Annotated in this window: 17 protein-coding genes; 6 read left to right on the top strand and 11 right to left on the bottom strand. The window is 72.3% G+C overall.

The annotated features are described in order from the left end of the window. The first annotated feature begins 29 nt into the window (after window positions 1-29). A complete protein-coding gene (locus ACZ6TV_RS25650; protein ID WP_465299789.1) occupies window positions 30-1,133 on the top strand; it encodes a DNA glycosylase AlkZ-like family protein in 1,104 nt (367 codons plus the stop codon). Here the strand turns inward: ACZ6TV_RS25650 and ACZ6TV_RS25645 are convergent. Together ACZ6TV_RS25645 and ACZ6TV_RS25640 are read right to left on the bottom strand one after the other, a co-directional pair. Next, window positions 1,130-2,746, bottom strand: coding sequence for a TerD family protein (locus ACZ6TV_RS25645; RefSeq protein WP_465299788.1), 1,617 nt, complete (start codon window positions 2,744-2,746; stop codon window positions 1,130-1,132). The genes ACZ6TV_RS25650 and ACZ6TV_RS25645 overlap by 4 nt on opposite strands. 76 nt (window positions 2,747-2,822) lie before the next feature. Next, window positions 2,823-3,149, bottom strand: coding sequence for a putative quinol monooxygenase (locus ACZ6TV_RS25640; RefSeq protein ID WP_465299787.1), 327 nt, complete (start codon window positions 3,147-3,149; stop codon window positions 2,823-2,825). Between the two features lie 64 nt (window positions 3,150-3,213). Between ACZ6TV_RS25640 and ACZ6TV_RS25635 the strand changes: the two genes are divergently transcribed. Together ACZ6TV_RS25635 and ACZ6TV_RS25630 are read left to right on the top strand one after the other, a co-directional pair. Next, complete coding sequence (locus ACZ6TV_RS25635; RefSeq protein WP_465299786.1) at window positions 3,214-4,146, top strand: hypothetical protein; 933 nt, start codon at window positions 3,214-3,216, stop codon at window positions 4,144-4,146. A 110-nt stretch (window positions 4,147-4,256) separates the two neighbouring features. Then, window positions 4,257-6,845 carry a chitinase C-terminal domain-containing protein gene (locus ACZ6TV_RS25630; RefSeq protein ID WP_465299785.1) on the top strand — a complete coding sequence of 863 codons (2,589 nt, stop codon included), beginning with the start codon at window positions 4,257-4,259 and terminating at the stop codon, window positions 6,843-6,845. Window positions 6,846-6,901: 56 nt separating this feature from the next. On the opposite strand, the gene ACZ6TV_RS25625 is transcribed toward ACZ6TV_RS25630, so the two are convergent. The 5 genes from ACZ6TV_RS25625 to ACZ6TV_RS25605 form a co-directional block, all read right to left on the bottom strand. Further along, window positions 6,902-8,038, bottom strand: coding sequence for a cupin domain-containing protein (locus ACZ6TV_RS25625; protein ID WP_465299784.1), 1,137 nt, complete (start codon window positions 8,036-8,038; stop codon window positions 6,902-6,904). 104 nt (window positions 8,039-8,142) lie between these two features. Next, a complete protein-coding gene (locus tag ACZ6TV_RS25620; protein WP_465299783.1) occupies window positions 8,143-9,408 on the bottom strand; it encodes an Nramp family divalent metal transporter in 1,266 nt (421 codons plus the stop codon). 73 nt (window positions 9,409-9,481) lie between these two features. Beyond that, on the bottom strand, window positions 9,482-10,333 hold the full coding sequence (locus ACZ6TV_RS25615; RefSeq protein ID WP_465299782.1) for an alpha/beta fold hydrolase: 852 nt from the start codon (window positions 10,331-10,333) through the stop codon (window positions 9,482-9,484). A gap of 63 nt (window positions 10,334-10,396) precedes the next feature. Then, entirely contained in the window at window positions 10,397-11,728 is a 1,332-nt protein-coding gene (locus ACZ6TV_RS25610; protein ID WP_465299781.1) for a condensation domain-containing protein, read from the bottom strand. A gap of 99 nt (window positions 11,729-11,827) precedes the next feature. Beyond that, window positions 11,828-12,322: a hypothetical protein gene (locus tag ACZ6TV_RS25605; RefSeq protein ID WP_465299780.1), complete on the bottom strand. Its 495-nt coding sequence runs from the start codon at window positions 12,320-12,322 to the stop codon at window positions 11,828-11,830. A gap of 138 nt (window positions 12,323-12,460) precedes the next feature. Here ACZ6TV_RS25605 and ACZ6TV_RS25600 point away from each other — a divergent pair, with 138 nt between their 5' ends. After that, entirely contained in the window at window positions 12,461-13,255 is a 795-nt protein-coding gene (locus ACZ6TV_RS25600) for a sterol desaturase family protein (protein WP_465299779.1), read from the top strand. Window positions 13,256-13,313: 58 nt separating this feature from the next. Then, entirely contained in the window at window positions 13,314-13,673 is a 360-nt protein-coding gene (locus ACZ6TV_RS25595; protein WP_465299778.1) for a hypothetical protein, read from the top strand. Here the strand turns inward: ACZ6TV_RS25595 and ACZ6TV_RS25590 are convergent. The 4 genes from ACZ6TV_RS25590 to ACZ6TV_RS25575 all read right to left on the bottom strand — a co-directional run bounded on the left by ACZ6TV_RS25590 (window position 13,663) and on the right by ACZ6TV_RS25575 (window position 18,449). Beyond that, a complete protein-coding gene (locus tag ACZ6TV_RS25590) occupies window positions 13,663-14,763 on the bottom strand; it encodes an RNA ligase RtcB family protein (protein WP_465299777.1) in 1,101 nt (366 codons plus the stop codon). The two genes, ACZ6TV_RS25595 and ACZ6TV_RS25590, sit on opposite strands and share 11 nt — an antisense overlap. A 141-nt stretch (window positions 14,764-14,904) precedes the next feature. Next, complete coding sequence (locus ACZ6TV_RS25585; RefSeq protein ID WP_465299776.1) at window positions 14,905-16,338, bottom strand: family 43 glycosylhydrolase; 1,434 nt, start codon at window positions 16,336-16,338, stop codon at window positions 14,905-14,907. 96 nt (window positions 16,339-16,434) lie between these two features. Continuing rightward, window positions 16,435-16,848, bottom strand: coding sequence for a membrane protein insertion efficiency factor YidD (gene yidD / locus ACZ6TV_RS25580; RefSeq protein WP_465299775.1), 414 nt, complete (start codon window positions 16,846-16,848; stop codon window positions 16,435-16,437). A gap of 110 nt (window positions 16,849-16,958) precedes the next feature. Beyond that, the gene (locus ACZ6TV_RS25575) at window positions 16,959-18,449 is read right to left on the bottom strand and encodes an MFS transporter (protein WP_465299774.1); all 1,491 of its coding nucleotides are present in this window, start codon (window positions 18,447-18,449) and stop codon (window positions 16,959-16,961) included. A 112-nt stretch (window positions 18,450-18,561) separates the two neighbouring features. Here ACZ6TV_RS25575 and ACZ6TV_RS25570 point away from each other — a divergent pair, with 112 nt between their 5' ends. Beyond that, window positions 18,562-19,164 (top strand): TetR/AcrR family transcriptional regulator, encoded by a 603-nt coding sequence (locus ACZ6TV_RS25570; RefSeq protein ID WP_465299773.1) that lies wholly within the window; start codon window positions 18,562-18,564, stop codon window positions 19,162-19,164.

The raw sequence follows: 19,164 nt of genomic DNA, 5'->3' as shown, positions 1-19,164 counted from the left end.
GGAACTGGTCGGGAGGTTAGCCTCGGGGGGTGACCACGCACCGGCTCTCCCCCGTCGACGCGCGCAGGATCGCCGTCCGCGCGCAGCTCCTCGATCACCGAAGGCCGGCAGGGCTGCTGGAGACGGTGCGGCACCTGACGCTGCTGCAGATCGACCCGACGGCGGCGGTCGCGCCGACCGCGGACCTCGTGGCGTGGAGCCGGCTCGGCGAGGCGTACTCGACCGCGGACCTCGTCGACGCGCTCAAGCGGCGGGAGCTGGTCGAGCTCGCGGCGACGGTCCGGCCGGCGGAGGATCTCGCGCTGTACACGGCGGAGATGACGCTGCGCCGGGAGGACGGGCCCGGGGCGTTCAAACACTCGCGGCACCGGGAGTGGGTGCGGGCCAACGACGCGTGCCGGAAGGACATCCTCGCCCGGCTCGGCGGCGAGGGGGCGCAGCCGTCGCGGGCGATCCCGGACACGTGCGCGGTGGCGTGGGCGTCGACCGGGTGGACCAACGACCAGAACGTGATCCGGCTGCTGGATCTGATGGCGGCGATGGGTGAGGTCGCCGTCGCCGGGCGGCAGGGCCGGGACCGGCTGTGGGACCTCGCTGAGCGGGTGTATCCGGCCGACCCGCCGGTGCCGGCGGACGAGGCGCCGCGGCGCAGGAGCGAGCGGCGGCTGCGGGCCCTCGGGATCGCCCGGGCGAAGACGACCGAGGTGCCGATCGAGCCGTGGGGCGTCGGCGACGTCGGCGAGCCCGCCGTCGTCGAGGGGGTGAAGGGCACCTGGCGGGTCGACCCCGCGCAGCTGGACCGGCTCGGCGAGCCGTTCGGGGAGCGGACGGCGCTGCTGTCGCCGTTCGACCGGCTGGTCCACGACCGGAAGCGGACCCTGGAGCTGTTCGGGTTCGACTACGGCCTGGAGATGTACAAGCCGGTCGCGAAACGCCGGTGGGGCTACTACGCGCTGCCGGTCCTGCACGGCGACCGGCTCGTCGGCAAGCTCGACGCCGTCGCCGACCGCAAGGCCAGCGTCCTCAGGGTCAACGCGGTCCACGAGGACGAGCCGCACGACAGGACCGCCGTCGACGCCGAGATCGCCGCGCTGGCGGACTGGCTGGGGCTGCGGCTGGAACTGAAACGCTAGATCCGGGCGCCCTTGGCGAGGTTGCAGCGGCGGCACAGCAGCTGCAGGTTGCCGGCGCTGGTCGCGCCGCCGCGGCTCCACGGGATGACGTGGTCGAACTCCAGGTATTCGGTGGCCTGGCACTCGACGCAGGCGCCGCCGTCGCGGCGCCACACCTCGGCGCGGACCGCCGGCGGGACCGAGCGCGAGTCGCGCTGGGTGGGCACCGTGGCGAGGCGTTTGGCGACCTTCAGGACGCCGGTGAGGACGGCGGCGACGTACTCGGCGTCGCCGACCTCGTAGGTGCCGCCGCCGCGGGCCGTGGTCGCGGAGACGACGACGGTGCCGTACTCGGGGCGCGCCTCGATGACCTTGGCCCAGGCGAGGTCGGAGCCGGCGCTCTCGCCGACGAACCGCAGCTTGGCGTTGGTCACGATCAGCCGGCCGCTGCTGCGCTTGGTGCCGCGCGCCTGCTGCTGCACCCGCGTCGCCGGCACCTTCAGGTGCAGGATCTCGTCGGCGTCCAGGTGCAGGGTGCTGGAGGTGACCCGGGGCACGTCGCCGTTGCTGATCAGCCCCAGCTCCAGTCCGCGGCGCAGCCTGCGGCGCAGCTGGCTGATCGCGGGGTCGACCACGCCGAGCGCGGTGACCGCGGCGTCGAACGCGTCCATCTCGTGCTGCTCGATGATCCCGTCGGCGAAGGCGAACGTCAGCAGCCGGTGCAGGTGGTGCACCGCCGCCGGGCGCAGCGCCTCCCGCCCGGCGTCCTCGCGGACGCGGTGGTAGCGCAGCTCGGCCCACAGCTGCGACCACTCCGGCTCGGCGGTGCCGGTGGTGGCGAGGACCCGGGCGGCCCGGCCCCGCCACACGTTGAGGACGCCGTCGACCTCCGGCGCGCACCTGCGGCAGGTGGACGGCACGCCCGCGTAGCTGCGGTACTTCGGCCCGCCGCACCGACCGCAGACCCGCTCGGTGTCGTGGATGAACGGCACCGCCTGCGTGCTCCACTCGGTGCCGTTCCACCAGCGCAGCTGCGCGGGGTGGCCCGGGTCGACGTACCAGTCGGCGCGCACCCGCTCCACCTGCACCTGCACCGGCTCCGGCTCCGGCTCGGGCGGGTCGTCCGAGGAGACGGTCACGCCGTACGCCGTGGCCAGGCCTTCCAGCCCGGAGTCCCAGCCCTGCCCGATGGCGCGGAACTTCCAGCGGCCCTGCCGCCGGTAGAACTCGCCGAACACCATCGCGGTGACCGCTTCGACGTCGCGCACCGGGAACTTCGCCAGGACCTGCCCGCGCGGGCCGGTCACGGTCACCGCCAGCCCCGGCACGGTGTCGAAGGTGCCGGCGTCCATCGACCCGGCGACGACGACGCTGCTCACGTCCGCCGGGACCCGGTCCAGGTCGACGGCCAGCCGGGCGGCGCCGTCCCCGCCGGTGCTGAGCGAGACCGCGCCGGAGGCGTCCTGAGGCTGGTTGTAGAAGACGAAGTCGGCGTCGCCGCGCACCTTGCCGCCCTCGCCGACCAGCAGCGCGCACGCGTCGACGGACGCGCCGGCGCGCCAGGCGACCAGCGCCGTCACCGCCGGCTCGTCGATCGTGGTGTTCGCACCGCGGACAAGCGCTGCGGTCGTCATGCGGGGGCACCTCCGGGGCGTGAGCGTATCGACACGATATCTCGCAGTCGATCAACGCGGCACGCCCCGCGGTCCACTATGGACGCACGGCCAGCTCGCCCAGCTCCGACCAGTCGTCCTGCTCGACGGTGGCGTTGACGATCCGCGGGGTCGCCGCCAGATACTGCGGCAGGGTCCGCTGCGCCTCCTTGAAGTGCGCCGACCGCACGTGCTCCCCACCGGCGTCGCCGTCGCGGAAGGCCTCGACGAGCACGTACTCACAGGTGTCGTCGAGACTGCGGGACCAGTCGAACCACAGGCAGCCCGGCTCGGCGCGGGTCGCCCTGGTGAAGTCGCCCGCGATCTCCGGCCACCGCTCGGCGTGCTCGGGCTTGACCTGGAACTTCGCCGTGATGAAGATCATCGCTCTCCTCAGTCCGTCGCGTCACCTCACAGTACTGTCGGACCTCTTCTGTAGGCTGGCGAAGGTGACGGAACCCCTCCCGCTGCCACCGTGCGAGCCAGGCGGGCCGGACCCGGCCGCCGTGACCGCCTCGGTCGGCGCGTGGGTGACATCACCCGCGATGCGTGACCTCGTCGGGCACTTCGGCGGCGAGGTGCCGGCCGGCCCGGTTCGCGCGGCGCTGGACCACGTGGCGGACTTCTCCGCGGTCTGGGACTTCCGCGCCGGCACCAAGGAGCGGTTCGACACCGCCCGTGTCGGCTACGGCGCCGACGACGAGCGGATCCGGGCGCTCATCCGCACCCTCGGCCTCGGCGGCGCCCCGCGGCCCGCGCGGGACCGCTATGACCACGTGGTGGTGCTCGGCGGCGGCATCCGGATCACCCTGGGCAGGGTCGCCTATGCGGCCCGGCTGCTGGACGACGGCGTGCGGGCGGGGACGGTCGCCGGGCTGGGCAGCCTCCGGCACCGCGACGACCGGGAGCACCGCGAGGGCGTCCGCCTCGGTCTCGGCGCCCTGGAGACCGAGGCCGACATGATGGCGGCCGCGCTGCGCCGCTTCCTGGACCTGCCCGAGCCGGTGAAGACGCGCACGGGCGACGGCTGGTGGCACCAGACGTGGGCGCGGCCCTCGGTCCACGTCCTGGCCGCCGCGTCCACCCGCCTGCCGCTGCGGGCGAGCACCGCCTGCTCCCTGCTGGGCTGGGTGGAGCACATCCACACCCCCGCGCCGGCGGACCGGATCCTGCTGGTGACCAACGACCCGTATGTGCGGTTCCAGCACTGCGACGCCATCCGGCTCCTGGGCCAGGTCTATGGCTGCGGCATCGAGACGATCGGCATGGACGAGCTCGCGACGACCGAGTGGGGACGCCCCCTCGCGACCACCGAGCTCCTCCAGGAAGTCCGGTCCTCGGTCATCGCGATGCGCAACCTGTATCAGGCCTTCCAGAAATAAGTCGCGTACTAAGCCGCTGTTAAGGCTGGCTCTTGCGCACCCTCGTCGATGGCCGCTATACATCTAGGACACTTTACTGTTAACTTTATTAACGGTTGGCGGAGGGTTCTATGCGTCGACGCACCCTGCACCTCTTGTCCGCCGCGACGGCCGCACTCGTTGCGGCCTCGGCGGCGTTCTTCGTGACCACCGCCAACGCGGAGGTCGACCACGCTGCCTGCCGTCCGGACGGGCTCTACCCGACCCCGGGCGTCACGGTGCCTTACTGCAAGGTCTACGACACCAACGGCCGGGAGAGCCTGGGCGCCGACCACGGCCGCCGGATCATCGGCTACTTCACCAGCTGGCGTACGGGCAAGAACGGCGCGCCCGCGTACCTGGCGAACCAGATCCCGTGGGACAAGATCACCCACATCAACTACGCGTTCGCGCACGTCGACGGCGCCAACAAGATCTCCGTCGGCACCCCGACGGCGGCGAACAACGCGGCGACGAACATGACGTGGCCCGGCGTCGCCGGCGCGGAGATGGACCCGGCGTACTCCTACACCGGCCACTTCAACCTGCTCAACAAGTTCAAGAAGCAGCATCCGGCGGTCAAGACGCTGATCAGCGTCGGCGGCTGGGCCGAGACCGGCGGCTACTTCGCCGACAACGGCGACCGCATGGACTCCGGCGGCTTCTACCGGATGACCACCAACAGCGACAACAGCATCAACGTCGCCGGCATCAACACCTTCGCCGACTCGGTCGTCACCTTCCTGCGCACGTACGGCTTCGACGGCGTCGACATCGACTACGAGTACCCGACGTCGAACGCGAAGGCCGGCAACCCCCTGGACTTCGCGCAGGCGGACGCGAAGCGGGCCGGCCTCAACGCCTCCTACCACCTGCTGATGAAGACGCTGCGGGAGAAGCTCGACGCCGCCGCGGCCAGCGACGGCAAGTACTACATGGTGACCGTCGCCGCGCCCGCGTCCGGCTGGCTGCTGCGCGGCCTGGAGTCCTACCAGGCGCTGCAGTACCTCGACTACGTCAACATCATGAGCTACGACCTGCACGGCTCGTGGAACCACTTCGTCGGGCCGAACGCGGCGCTGTACGACAACGGCGACGACGCGGAGCTGTCCCAGGGCGGCGTGTACGGCGCGTACTCCAACATCGGCTATCTCAACACCGACTGGGCGTACCACTACTTCCGCGGCGCGATGCAGTCCGGCCGGATCAACATCGGCGTGCCGTACTACACCCGCGGCTGGCGCGGCGTCACCGGCGGCACCAACGGCCTGTGGGGACGCGCGGCGCTGCCGGACCAGACGAAGTGCCCGGCCGGCACCGGCGGGGCGATCGGCTCGACGACGCCGTGCGGCGCGGGCGCGGTCGGCATCGACAACCTGTGGCACGACGTCGAGCTCAACGCCGAGGTCCCGGCCGGCGCGAACCCGATGTGGCACGCGAAGAACCTGCAGGAGGGACGCGCCGGTGACTACCTGGAGGCCTACGGGCTGACCCCGGCCACCGACCCGGAGGACCGCATCACCGGCACCTACGCCCGCAACTACTCCAGCGCGCTCGTCGCGCCGTGGCTGTGGAACGCGCAGAAGCAGGTGTTCCTGTCCACCGAGGACGACCAGTCGCTCGGCACCAAGGCCGACTACGTCGTCAACAAGGGCATCGGCGGCGTCATGATCTGGGAGCTCGCCGGCGACTACGCGTGGAACGCCACCCGCAACGAGTACTACATGGGCAACACGCTGACGAACCTGCTGTACGACAAGTTCAAGACGGCCGCGCCGTACGGCGCCAAGAAGGCCAACATCACCATGCCGACGCAAACGCTGAACGTCGGGGTGTCGATGGGCGGGTTCGCGCTCGGTGACAACAACTACCCGATCAACCCGGAGCTGCGGCTCACCAACAACACCGGTGCGGCGATCCCGGCCGGCTCGACGCTGGAGTTCGACTACCCGACCACCGCGCCGGGCAACCTCAGCCAGCAGTCCGGCTGGGCGCTGACCACGGTGTCGACCGGGCACACCGGCAGCAACGTCGGCGGCCTGAAGGGCGACTTCAACCGGGTCCGGCTGACGGTCCCGGCGATCGCGGCCGGGGCATGGGCCGAGGTCACCCTCAACTACCAGCTGCCGATCTCCGGCCCGTCGAACTTCACGCTCACCATCGGCGGGCAGACCTACGCCCTGTCCGCGGACTACGCCCGCGGCGGCACCGTCCCGACCGCCTCCCCGACGGTGTCGACGACCCCGTCGACGGGTGGCTGCACCGCCCCGGCGTGGGCGGCGGGCACCGTGTACACCGGCGGGCAGCTGGTGTCGCACAACGGGCACACGTGGAAGGCGCAGTGGTGGACGCAGGGCGACACCCCGGGCACCAACGCCGTCTGGGTCGACCAGGGCGTCTGCTCCGGCCCGTCCCCGTCGGCGTCCGTCTCGGTGTCGCCGTCGGCGTCGAAGTCGCCGTCGACCTCACCGTCGCCGTCGAAGTCGCCGTCCTCGTCCCCGTCGACGTCCACGGGCACCGGCTGCGGGTCGCTGCCGGTGTGGAACTCGGCCACCGCCTACTCCGGCAACACGGTCGTGCAGTACAGCGGCCGCAAGTACCGCGCGAAGTGGTGGACGCAGGGCGAGAACCCGTCGACGAGCGGGCAGTGGGGCGCCTGGGAGGACCAGGGCGCCTGCTGAGCTGAACGGAACTCCGTGCCGGGCCTCTATCGGTGAGAGGCCCGGCACGGCCGTCTTCAGCGGGTGATGCGCGGTTTCGTGTGCGGCAGCGCCTCGATCGTGGCCCGGTCCTGGTTGAGGGTGGCGGCGGCGACCTCCGGCGGCGTGTTCGCCATCCACTGGCTCGCGGAGATGTCCTCGAAGCGCGGGTTGCGGAACATCTCCAGGAACACCAGCGGCTCGTCGCCGGTGTTCTCGATGTAGTGCCCGTAGGCGAACGGCACGTAGCCGACGTCGCCGGCCTGGTAGTTGAACGTGCGGTTCATGCCGGAGCCGGCGAAGACGCCCATCCGGCCGGTGCCCGAGATGTAGTACTGCCACTCGTCGTCGGTGGTGTGCCAGTGCAGCTCCCGCATCCCGCCCGGGTCGATCTCCACCAGCGCGGCGCTGATCGCGGTCGACGCGGCGAACCTGGTGGAGTCGACCACCCGCGCGGAGCCGCCCTTGAAGCGTTCCGGGGCCTCGGCGAGCATCCGGTGCTTGAACGTGCGCGGCACGTCGCCGGTCGGGCTGACCAGCTTGTCGGTCTCCAGGGCCGGCGGCACCTGCCCGTCGAAGATGTACTTCTCCCGCTCCGGCAGGCTCGCCAGCTGCTGCGGTGACCAGCCGAAGTTCTTCGCCAGGACGCTGCGCGGCGTGTGCGCGAAGTAGTCGCTGAGCATGAACGTCGAGTTCTCCGAGAACATGCCGTCGTCGAAGACGAGCAGGAACTCCACGCCCTCGCCGAGCGCCTGGATGTGGTGCGGGACGCCCTTCGGGAAGAACCACAGGTCGCCGCGCTGGACGTCGTCGAGGAACGTGCGGCCCTCCTGGTCGACCGCGCCGATGCGGCAGCTGCCGTCCAGCACGTACGCCCACTCGGACTGCTTGTGCCAGTGCATCTCGCGGTACGCGCCGGGGTTGAGCTTCATGTCGACCCCGGCGAGCTGGGTGGCGACCGGCAGCTCCCGTTGCGTGACCTCGCGGGTCCAGCCGCCCTCCTCCATCCGGGTGTGCGCCATGGACATCGAGAACTTCAGGTTGGGGATCGTGCCCGCGTCCTCCGCCGGTGGCGTGAGCAGGTCCGGGTTCTGCAGGTCGAGCTCGACGTTGCGGGGTCCGGTGTCGGTACCGCCGCGGGTGCCACGCTTCGGCTGCGGCAACGTCTGCGTCATGGATGAGGCCTTCCTGGTCGGGTGACGGATGGTCGGTGCACGGGACAGGCCGGACCGGTCGCACCGGTCAGGCGAAAGGTCAGGCGGGCAGGTCGGGCGGCAGGTCAGGCGAGCAGCAGCACCGGAAGGGCGAGGCCGACGGCGGCGACGACCGAGGCGGCCACCGCCGCGGCGGCCGTCGTGCCGCGGGCGTTGACGAGCGGGCCCATCAGCACCCGGTCGCGGCAGAAGTGGATGAGCAGGAACAGCGCGACCGGCACCCCGAACGACAGCACCACCTGGCTGGCGACGAGCAGCGTCGTCAGGGACGTGCCGGCGGTCAGCAGCACCACCGCCGGCGTCATGGTGACGAGCCGGCGCAGGTACACGGGGACACGGCGGCCGAGGAACCCGCCCATGACGACGTCCCCGGCCAGGGTGCCGACGCCGGAGGAGGCGAACCCGGACGACAGCAGCGCGACCGCGAACGCGAGCGCCGCGAACCCGGAGACCCGCTCGGCGAGGACCGCGTGCGCGTCGAACAGGTCACCGGTCCACGCCCCGGCGGTCAGCGCGCCGAGGCCCGCGCCGAGCGCGATCATCGACACGTTGACGGTGGCGGCGGCGCTCAGCGCGATCCCGCAGTCGAGCTTGAGCGCCCGCCGGACGGTCCCCGGGTCGGCGTTGCACCGGGCGCCGGGCTTCGACAGCGCCGAGTGCAGGTAGACGGCGTGCGGCATGACGGTCGCGCCGACGATGCCCATGGCCAGGACCACCGACCCGGCGCCGTCCAGCCGCGGGACCAGCCCGGCGGCGAAACCGCCGGCCGACTGGTGCCCGGCGGCGACGAGGTCGTAGACGATGCCGGCGCCGATCAGCAGCAGCGCCGCCGCCGTCGCCGACTCGAACCACCGGGTCCGGCCGCGCCGGCGCAGCGCGAGGAGCAGCAGCGAGACGGCGGCGGTGACGACCGCGGACACGGCGACCGGCATCCCGAACAGCAGCCGCAGGCCGATCGCGGCGCCGACGAACTCGGCGAGGTCGGTGGCGAGGACGACGAGCTCGGCCTGCAGCCACAGGATCCGCCGCCCCCACCGCGGGAACCGGTCCCGGCACAGCTCCGGCAGGGACCGGCCGGTCGCCACGCCGAGCTTCGCCGCCTGGTACTGCACGAGGATCGCGACCGCGCTGGCGGCGACGACGACCCAGACGAGGCGGTAGCCGGAGGTGGCGCCGGCGGTCAGGTTGGTGGCGACGTTGCCGGGGTCGACGTAGGCGATGGCGGCGACGAGGGCCGGTCCCATCATCGGCGCCAGCCGGGTCCGCCCGCCGGCCCTGGGACCGGGGCCGGCCGGGCGATCGGTGACGACGATGCGTGTGCGGTCCGCCATGGTGTCGAGGGTCCGGGCGGCGCGGGCGGGGCGGCCTCACGCCGTGCGCATGAAACCGCCCCGGTACTGCGGGTCAGGCGTGCGACATGGCGGTCGCGCCGATGAACTCCATCGTCGCCCGGGCCACCTCGCGCGGGTGGGTCCACGGGATGCCGTGCGGCGCGCCCGGCAGGGTGATCAGCCGCGCGTCCGGCAGCATCGGCTGGAGCCGGGCGCCGGTCTTGGCGTAGGGCAGGACGTTGTCCTGGTCGCCCTGCACGATGAGCACGGGCACGTCGATGCGCGGCAGGTCGGGCCGGAAGTCGGTGAGCCAGGCGGCGACGCAGTCGTGGGTGCCCTTCGCCGAGCCGCGCGCGCCGATGTCCCAGTGCCCGCGGAACGCCTCCTCGCTCACCCTGGTGCCCTTGTTCTCGTCCCAGTTGAAGAACGCCTTGCAGAACTGGGTGAGGTAGGCGAACCGGTCGTCCAGGATCGCCGCCTGGAAGCCCTCGAACAGGCTCCCGTCGACGCCCTCAGGGTTGTCGGACGTCTTGAGCAGGAACGGGGCGAGCGGCGCGAGCAGCACCGCCCGGCTCACCCGCCGCGAGCCGCGGGTGCCGAGGTACCGGGTGACCTCGCCGGTGCCCATGGAGTGCCCGACGAGGACGGCGTCGCGCAGGTCGAGCTTCGTCATCAGCGCGTCGAGGTCCGCGGTGAGCGTGTCGTAGTCGTAGCCCGTCGACGGCTGCGACGAGTTGCCGAAGCCGCGCCGGTCGTAGGTGATCACCCGGCGCCCGGCGGCGAGCAGCGGGATCGTGAGCTTCTCCCAGGTGGCGCCGTTGAACGGGAACCCGTGGATCAGCACGACCGGCGGCCCCGAGCCGTGGTCCTCGTAGTACACGTCGATCGGGCCGTTGTTCTCCGTCCCGACGGTGATGTAGGGCATGTTGGCCTCCTCCGGACCAGGTTCGCGGACGTTTCCGCCCGTGAGTGCCCCCCATCCCGCCGATTACGCCACCGGCTGGTGCCGTGTCGCGGCGTCCAGCACGAACGCCTCCATCTCCCCCAGCAGCGCCCGCAGGTCCGGCAGCCGCAGGAACTCGGTCTTGACGTCGACGCTCAGCCGCACCACGTCCGGCACGTCCTCGACGACGATCATGAGCTTCGGCCCGAGGGACCGCAGCGGCTCCTCCGACAGGACCATGGTCTGCTCGGGCACCGCGTCGTGCGCGCCGGCCGCCTGGTGGGTGCGGCGGTCGTTGTACAGGACGGTGAGGTCGAGGTGCTCGCCGCGTTCGCGGCTGACCCGCTCGGTGAGCGCCGCCCGGGCGGCCGGGTCGTAGTAGGCGTGCTTCGACGCGCTCATCGACGCCGCGCGGGCGCGGGCGATGGCCTCCTCCGGGCCGACCCCGGCGACGTCCAGGACGCACAGCCCGTCCTGGGTGACGGGGCTGACCACGTCGCGCAGCGCCGTGCGGAACCGGTTGCCGATGATGTTGATCGCGACGAACGGCCCGCGGCCCGGCCGCAGCCGCTCGAGGCCGGCGGCGAACGCGGCGAGCAGCACCCACGCCGGGTCCGCGCCGAGCCGCGCCGACACCTCGCCGGACGCCAGGTGCATCGCGCGGGACTGCCACCGCAGCCGGCAGTAGCGCGGCTGCCCCGGGGCGGCGGCCGGAGGGTCGAACAGCGACGCGGGGATGGCCCGCAGGTGGGTCTCCCAGTAGCGCATCGCGGTGGCCGTCTGCCGGGTCATCGCCGGCTCCTGCTGCAGACGCACCAGGTCGAGGGGCTGCGGCGCGTCGTACGGCGCGGCCGGTTCGCCGGTGACCGGGTCCCGCTGGGCGAGGTCGCGCATCATCACCGCGACCCCGCCGAGGTCCGCGGCGATGTGGCACATCAGGGCGACCACGTGGGTGACGTCGCCGCGGTGGCGGACCACGCCCATCCGCAGCGGCCACTCGGTGGCGTAGTCGAACTTGCGGTCCCGCCACTGCGCGGCGAGGGCCTCGGCGACGGTGGCCGGGTCGTCGCCGTCGGCGGTGTCGATGACGACGAGGCTGGTCTCGCCGGAGCCGAACACCTCCTGCGTCACGGTGCCGTCGTCGGCGAAGCGCAGCAGGGTCCGCATCGCCGCGTACCGGCACATGAAGAACCGCAGCTCGGCGGCGAAGTCCTCGACGGTCCTGCCGCCGGTGGCGGGCACCGCGCCGCCCATGCTCATCGACGAGTCGATCTCGACCATCGCCGCCCACACCTGCCGCTGACCCCAGGTGAGGGGCCCGGCACCGGCGCCGGGGCCCTCGAACGGGACGACGATCCGCTCCACCAACTCAGTCACTCGGCCGCTCCCAGCGCATAGGTATCCGCTGGCGTGGATGCTCGCACACACCACGCACGCTGAGATCAACCGTTCGGTGACTGTTGGTCCACCGGCCCGTTACAGCGCCTCCGCCTCCGCCTGGGCGATGAGCTCGATGGAGTCCTCACGGCCGAGCCGCTGCTCGCAGAGATAGCCGAACACCGACCATGTGGTGTCGATCACCACCTGCTCCGGGAACGCTTCCATGAGGTGCTCCTCGCCGAGCTGGGCGCGGATGAGGGCCACCGCCGCGTCCTGGTCGACCTCGACGTCGCGGGCCATCTCGGCCACGGAGCCGGCGATCGCGTCGGGCGGGGTGTCCTCGTCGAACAGGCTCTGCACGGCGAGCCGGATCGCCGCCGCGAGGACCCGCGGCTCCTTCTCGCTGGCCTCCGGCTCGTCGGCGACCTGCTCAGCCGCGTCCTGGTCCCCCGCGAGCAGGGCCGCGACCATCGCCCCGACCCGCGACCTGGGCCGCCAGCCGCTCTCGCCGGCGTCCCGGTCCTCGCCGGTGTCCCCCACCTCGTCCTGCGATGCCGCCGCAGGTGCCTGCGTCCCCCAGTCCGTCCCCATGCCACGACTGTAGTCATCGGCCGCCCGCCGGACCGTCCCCGTGTTCCGCGCGAGGGGTTGCGGGCGGGTGACACAGTGCCGTGCGGAGCGGGATGCGGACCGGGCACCCCGATACCGGCGAAGGGAGGCGGGACGCGCGTGCACGACGTCGTCACGTGGCTGCGCGAGCTGCCCGCCGGCTGGTTCGCGGTGCTCGCCCTCGCCGAGAACGCGGCCCTCGTCGGGATCACCGCCGTGCTCGGGCACTGGGTGCTGCGGCTGCCGGGCGCGGCGCGGGTCACCGCGCCCGCGGGCCCGGTCAGCCGCCTGGAGCTGGGGCTCGTGGCGTCCGCGACCGTCCTCAACGCGGGCGTCACCGTCGCCGGGTGGTGGCTGTGGCGGGCCGGCACCATCACCTTCACGATGCCGTTGACCTGGCGGGCCCTGCTCGACTTCGCGGTGCTGGTCGTGGTGATGGACGCCGTCCTGTACGCCGGTCACGCGACGGCGCACGTGCGGTGGCTGTTCCCGCTCGCGCACCGGCTGCACCACGTCTTCGCCGACCCGCGGCCGGTCACCCTGTTCGCGCTGCACCCCGTCGAGGTGATCGGGTTCGGCGGCGCGTGGCTGCTCGTCCTGGCCGTCCACCCGTTCTCGGTGTGGGCGCTCGCCGCGTACACCGGCGTCAACCTGCTCTTCGGGATCCTCGGGCACCTCGGGGTGGAGCCGCTGCCGCCCAGGGTGCGCGCGTCCGTCGTCTTCAAGTGGGTGGCGACGCCGGGGATGCACGCCGGGCACCACGCGGCGCCGCGGTACAACCTCGGCTTCTACACCACCGTGTGGGACCGGCTGTTCGGCACGCTCGACCCGCGGTACGACAGCCGCCGCACCGGCACCACGCCGTTTGTCGACACATCGAGCATCGGCATCCCGACAGCGTCGCCGGCCGGATGATCCAGAATTGATGACTCCACCCCCGCAGCCCCCCGAGACGAAAGTAGTGCCGATAGCCATGCGAGCCACCCGATCCGTCATCGCCGCCACGACCATGCTGCTGCTCGGCATGGGGCTCGCCGGTTGCTCGTCGCAGGCCGACGACCTGGAGAAGCAGCTGACCAAGGCCGGCTACACCAACGTGGACGCCGAGGCCGACTACGACCAGGTGTACGACAAGAAAAAGAAGAAGAACGTGAAGAAGCTCGACGACTACGAGGCCGACGCGAAGGCCGGCAGCTGCGACGTCGAGATCGAGCAGGACTCCGGTGACCACGACTACGTCATCGAGGTCGCCGCGGGCAAGGACGTCAACTTCACGAACCTCACCGCGTCCGCGCTGATCGCCGAGCTCGCCAAGCAGGGCGTCAGGTGCTGAAGCGCCGGTCCTTGACGGGCGCGGTCTTGTAGGTCACCAGCGGGACCGTCGTCAGCACCGGCGTGGCCAGCCCATGGTCGGCGAGGTCGCCGATGACCTGCTCGATGCGCTTGTACGCGGTCGGCGCCTCCTCGAACAGCAGCTGCCGGTCGCCGCAGACGACGTACGAGCCGACCGGGGTGCGGCGCAGCTCCTCGACGGTGTGCTTGACCTTGCCGCGGCGCAGGGCGTCGGCGCGGGACATCTTGCGGCCGGCGCCGTGCGCCACCGAGTGGTTCGCCTCGGCGCCGGCGTGCGCGGCGACGAGATACGACGGGGTGCCGCGGGTCCCGGCGACGAGCACGTCCCGGCCGTCGCCCGGCGCGGCGCCCTTGCGGTGCAGGTAGCCGCCGTCGCGGACCTCGACGAGGTTGTGGCACTGGTCGACGACCGGCTCGGTGCGCTCCGCGCCGAGGGCGTCGGCGACGCGGGCGGCGAGGAGCCGCCGGTTGAGCGAGCCCCAGCGGACCGCGTCGTCGTGCGCCGCCAGGTAGGCGGCGGGGTCGGCGGCCGGTCCCGCGCCGTGGACCTCGGTGTGCGCGCGCAGGATCCGCTCGCCGAAGCCGCGGGATCCACTGTGGACGACGAGGACGAGGTCGCCGGCGGCGAGCCCGAGCCGGGCGGCGTGCCCGCCGTCCAGCACGGTGCCGACCTTCGCCAGCTCGACGAAGTGGTTGCCGCGCCCCACGGTGCCGAGGCCTTCGGTGTGCCCGCCGGGGATCTCGCCGGCGGCCGCCACGTCGGCGGGGTCGAGCGGGACGTCCAGGTCCGGGAACTTCGCGGCCAGCTTCTCCGGCACCACCCGCTTGAGGCGGATCGGGAACACGGCGATGCCGCAGCCGATGTCGGAGCCGACGAGGAACGGATACAGCACCGTCGAGGACATCGCGGCGCCGATCGGGGCGCCCTTGCCGGGGTGCAGGTCCGGCATGCCGGCGACGTGGAGCATGCCGTCCAGCGCGGCCACCTGGTGGCACTGCGCGACGGCGTCGGACTCGATCCAGCTGGACGGGCCGGCGAACACGGTGACGGTCGCCTTCGGATGTGACACGGGACGCTCACTTCGGCTGCTCGGGAGACAAGGGGCAGGGGCGGAGGTCAGCGCGTCATGCAGCGATGATCGCGGACCCCGCGCCGTCCCGGCAACCGGATTTCGCGGGGCCGGACGGCGCTGCCCGGCCCCGCGCTCCCGTCAGTCCAGGGTGAACGTGGCGTCGGCGCGGCCGGTGGCGTCGCCGACCGCCTGGACGTGGAGCAGGCCGTTGCTGTGCCGCACGTAGCGGCCGGGGAAGTTCTGCGACTCCAGCGACACCGCCCCGCCGGCGGCCAGGCCCGCCCGCTGGAAGAAGCTGGCGTCGGCCTTGAACACCGCGGAGCCGTCGTTGCGCTCCACCCACACCTCGAAGTTCCTGTGCCGCAGGTAGTAGCCGGGGAAGTTCGTCGACTCCAGCGACACGGTGCCGCCGCCGTTGAGGCCGGTCACGATGCGGAACTGCGCGTCCGCCAGCGGTGCCACGTCCGCGTCGATGCGGGCCCGGTGGTCGTAGTGCCGCACGTAGCGGCCCGGGACGTTGTACGACTGCAGCCGCACCGGCGTGACGCCGTCGGGGACGGGGATGCCGAAGTTCGGGGTGCCGTCGGCGTTCCAGTACAGCTTCTGCAGGCGGGTGCGGCGGTTCGGGTCGTTGAGCGGGTCGCCGGTGATGTCGCGGTAGTTGCGGTCGTGGTAGACGAGGATGTCGCTCTGCCCGTCCTCGGACGTGGTGAACGAGTTGTGCCCGGGGCCGTACTGGCCGGTCGCGGCGTTGCTGGCGAACACCGGGGCGGGGCTCTTCACCCACGACCCGGCGCTGAGCAGGTTCGCGGAGGCGTTCGCCGTCAGCAGGCCGAGGCAGTAGTTGGCGTCGGTGGCGCTGGCGGAGTACGTGAGGAAGACCCGCCCGTTGCGCTGGATGACGGTGGGTCCCTCGTTGACGGCGTAGCCGCGCCGCTCCCAGTCGTAGGTCGGCGTCGCGATCCTGACCGGGCTGCCGGTGATCGTCCACGGGTTGCTCATGCGGGCGATGTACACGTTGGAGTTGGTCGCCAGGCCGGGCTCGGACTGGGCCCAGACGAGGTACCGCACGCCGTTGGTGACGAACGTGGACGCGTCGAGGGAGAACGTGTCCCAGGCGGTGGTGATGCGGCCCTTCTCGGTCCACGTCGCGGTCAGCGGGTTCGCGCCGGTGCCCTCCAGCACGTACATGCGGATTGCCCAGATGTCGTTGGTGGCGCCGGCGGCGAAGTACACGTACCACTTGCCGTCGATGTAGTGGATCTCCGGCGCCCAGATGTGCGCGCCCATGACGCCGCTGCTGTGCTTGCGCCAGATGACGGTCTCGGCGGCGGTGGACAGCCCCTGCAGGGTGGTGGCGCGGCGCAGGACGATGCGGTCGTACTCGGGGACGGTCGCGGTGAAGTAGTAGTACCCGTCGGTGTGCTTGACGATCTGGCTGTCGGCGCGCTGGTTGGCCAGGGGGTTCGTGTAGCGCACGGCCGGCGACGCGACCGCCGCCGGCGGGGTGAGCACGAGCCCGGCGGCGGTGACGAGCAGGGCGGCGACGAACGTGAGCAGGCGGCTGGGCATGAAGGCTCCTCGTGGCGGCGGGGAACCGTCATGTTTGCGCTCACATCTTCAGTTGTCAACCTCTGGCAGAGCTCATGTGAGCGCAACCAGCACTGGCTACGGGACCAGGTCGCGCGTCCCGTGCGGCGTCGACGGGTTGCACCGGCGGATCCGGGCCGCGGTCAGCCGCGACCCGACGACGAGCCCGTAGCGGCGGACCGCCTCCATGCCGTAGTTGCTGCACGACGGGATCTGCCGGCACCGCGTCCCCAGGTGCGGCGAGATCCAGCGCTGGTAGCCGCGGATCGCCGCCATCCCGGCCCGCCCGGGCCCGCTGGCGCTCGCCCGGGGCTTCCTCGTCGGCGCGCTGATCGCCATCGTGCTGAGCAGCATCGTGCCCAGCATGAAGTCGCACCCGCAGCTGGGCAGGTCGCACCCGTCACACCCGGGCAGGTCACAGCTGGGCAGGTCGCAGTCCGGCCCCCAGTCGCAGCCGTCCTTCTTGCGCCGCTCCTCGTCCTCTGTCTCCACGACCGGCATTGTGGCCGCCCGCCGCAAACCTGATCAAGGGTGCTGTCCGCTGTCCGTCGCGGCGGAGCCCCCGACCGGACGGCCGGGGGCTCCAGAGGTACCGGCGAGGGTCAGCCCCGGGCGTGCAGGTGGGGCAGGTGCAGCTCCTGCGGCTCCGGCGGGAGGTCCTTGACGCCCGCGGCGACCGCCTGCTCGTGGCGGCGGTGCGCCGAGGGCAGCGCGAGGGAGGCGACCACCGCGAGGACGGCGACGCCGGCGCAGACCCAGAAACCGGCGGTGAACGCGGCGTCCGTGGGCAGGCCCTGCGGGGTGCTCTTGGACGTGATGACGGCGGCGACGACGGCGGTGCCGATGCTGCTGCCGATGGTCCGGGCGATGGTGTTGACGCTGCTGGCCTCGCCGGTCTGGGCGGCGGGCACGCTCTCGATGATGGCGTTGGACATGGCGGCGAAGGACAGGCCGATGCCGGCGCCGGTGAGGATGCCCGAGGCGAGCACCTGCCAGACGGCGCCGTGGGCGATCGCCGGCAGGGCGAACGCGGCGACGACGGACACCGCGCCGAGGAACATCGGCAGCTTCGGGCCGAAGCGCCGGTTGAGGATGCCGGCGATCGGGCCGAAGACGACCATCATGAGCACCGTCGGCAGCAGGAACAGGCCGGACTCCGACACCGACTTGCCGAAGCCGTAGCCGGTGGCCGCGGGCAGCTGCAGCAGCGTCGGCACCAGCAGGAACGTGCCGAACATCGCGAAGCCGAGGATGAGGGCGACGAGGTCGGTGGCCCACACGCCGCGGATCGACATCAGGCGCATGTCGACGAGCGGCTCGCCGACCCGCAGCTCGACCGCGACGAAGACGCCGAGGGCGACGACACCGAGGGCGAGCAGGCCGACGGTCGCGCCGTCGGTCCAGCCCCACGCCTGGCCCTTGCTGATGGCCAGCAGCAGCGAGACGAGGGCGACCGACAGGATGCCGGCGCCGAGCACGTCGAGGCGGCCCGGGGTGCGCACCGGCGACTCCGGCATGCCGAAGATCGCGCCGAGCAGGGCGATCACGACCAGGACCAGGGGCAGCCAGAACAGCCAGTGCCAGGACAGGTGCTCCACGATCGGGCCGGCGCCGACGATGCCGACACCCGCGCCGACGCCGAAGATGGCCGACAGCAGGCCGACGGTGACGGCGACCTTCTCCCGGGGCAGCTCGTCGCGGACGATGCCGATCGACAGCGGCAGGATCGCCCCGGCGGCGCCCTGCATGGCGCGGGCCACGATCAGCACGGCGAGGTTCGGGGCGAGGGCCGCGAGGAGCGTGCCGGCGGCGAGGACCGCGAGGACGCCGATGAGGACCTTGCGCTTGCCGGCCATGTCGCCGAGGCGGCCGAGGATCGGCGTGAGGACCGAGGCCGACAGCAGGTAGGCGGTCAGGATCCAGCTGATGTCCGCGGTCGAGGCGTTCAGGTCCCGGGCGATGGTGGACATCGCGGGCGCCACCAGGGACTGCAGGACCGCGAAGGCCAGGCCGCCCAGCGACAGGTACACCACCAGCAGGGTGCCGTTGACGTGCCGGTTGGCGCCGGCCGGTGGTTGCAGGGTTTGCGTCATGAGGTCCCCGAGGCGCTATGTAAACGATTGCTGACTTGTCCACCATGTGCCCGCCGCGGACGTAAGTCAACAATCGTTTACGTCACACCCGGGGTGCGTCTACGCTGGTGGCGTGACGACCAACACCGCGGGCACGCGGCGCCGGGACGCCGCCGGGACCCGTCAGCTGCTGCTCGACGCGGCCCGCCGGCGCTTCGCCGCGGACGGCTACACGGCCGCCACCGTCCGGGACATCGCCACCGACGCCGGGGTCAACGTCGCGCTCATCAACCGGTACTTCACGTCGAAGGAGGGCCTGTTCGAGGCGTGCCTGGCGGAGGTCGGCGACGAGCTCGGCCGCACCGTCGACGACCAGCTGCCCCTGGAGCGGATCCCGCACGACCTGGCGGTCCGGCTCGCCGGCCCGCACGCCGCCCAGCACCGCACCCAGCTGCTGCTGCTGTTGCGCTCCTCCGGCGACGAGAAGGCCGAGCGGATCCGGGTCGGCATCCTGCGCCGCTTCGCCGACCGCATGGCGACAGCGGCCGGCTGGCAGCCCGGGGACGCCGACGCGGACCGCCGGATGCTGCGGGCGCAGATGACCCTGGCCTCGGCGATCGGGATCGCGCTGCTGCGCGCCTCCACGGCCCTGGAGCCCCTCGCCTCGGCGGACCAGGACGAGCTCGCCGAGCCGCTGCGCGACATGTTCGCGGCGTTGCTGGCGCCGGACCGCTAG

It is taken from the genome of Dactylosporangium sp. NPDC051087 (genome assembly GCF_055586325.1).
This window is presented reverse-complemented; position numbering and strand designations above follow the sequence as displayed.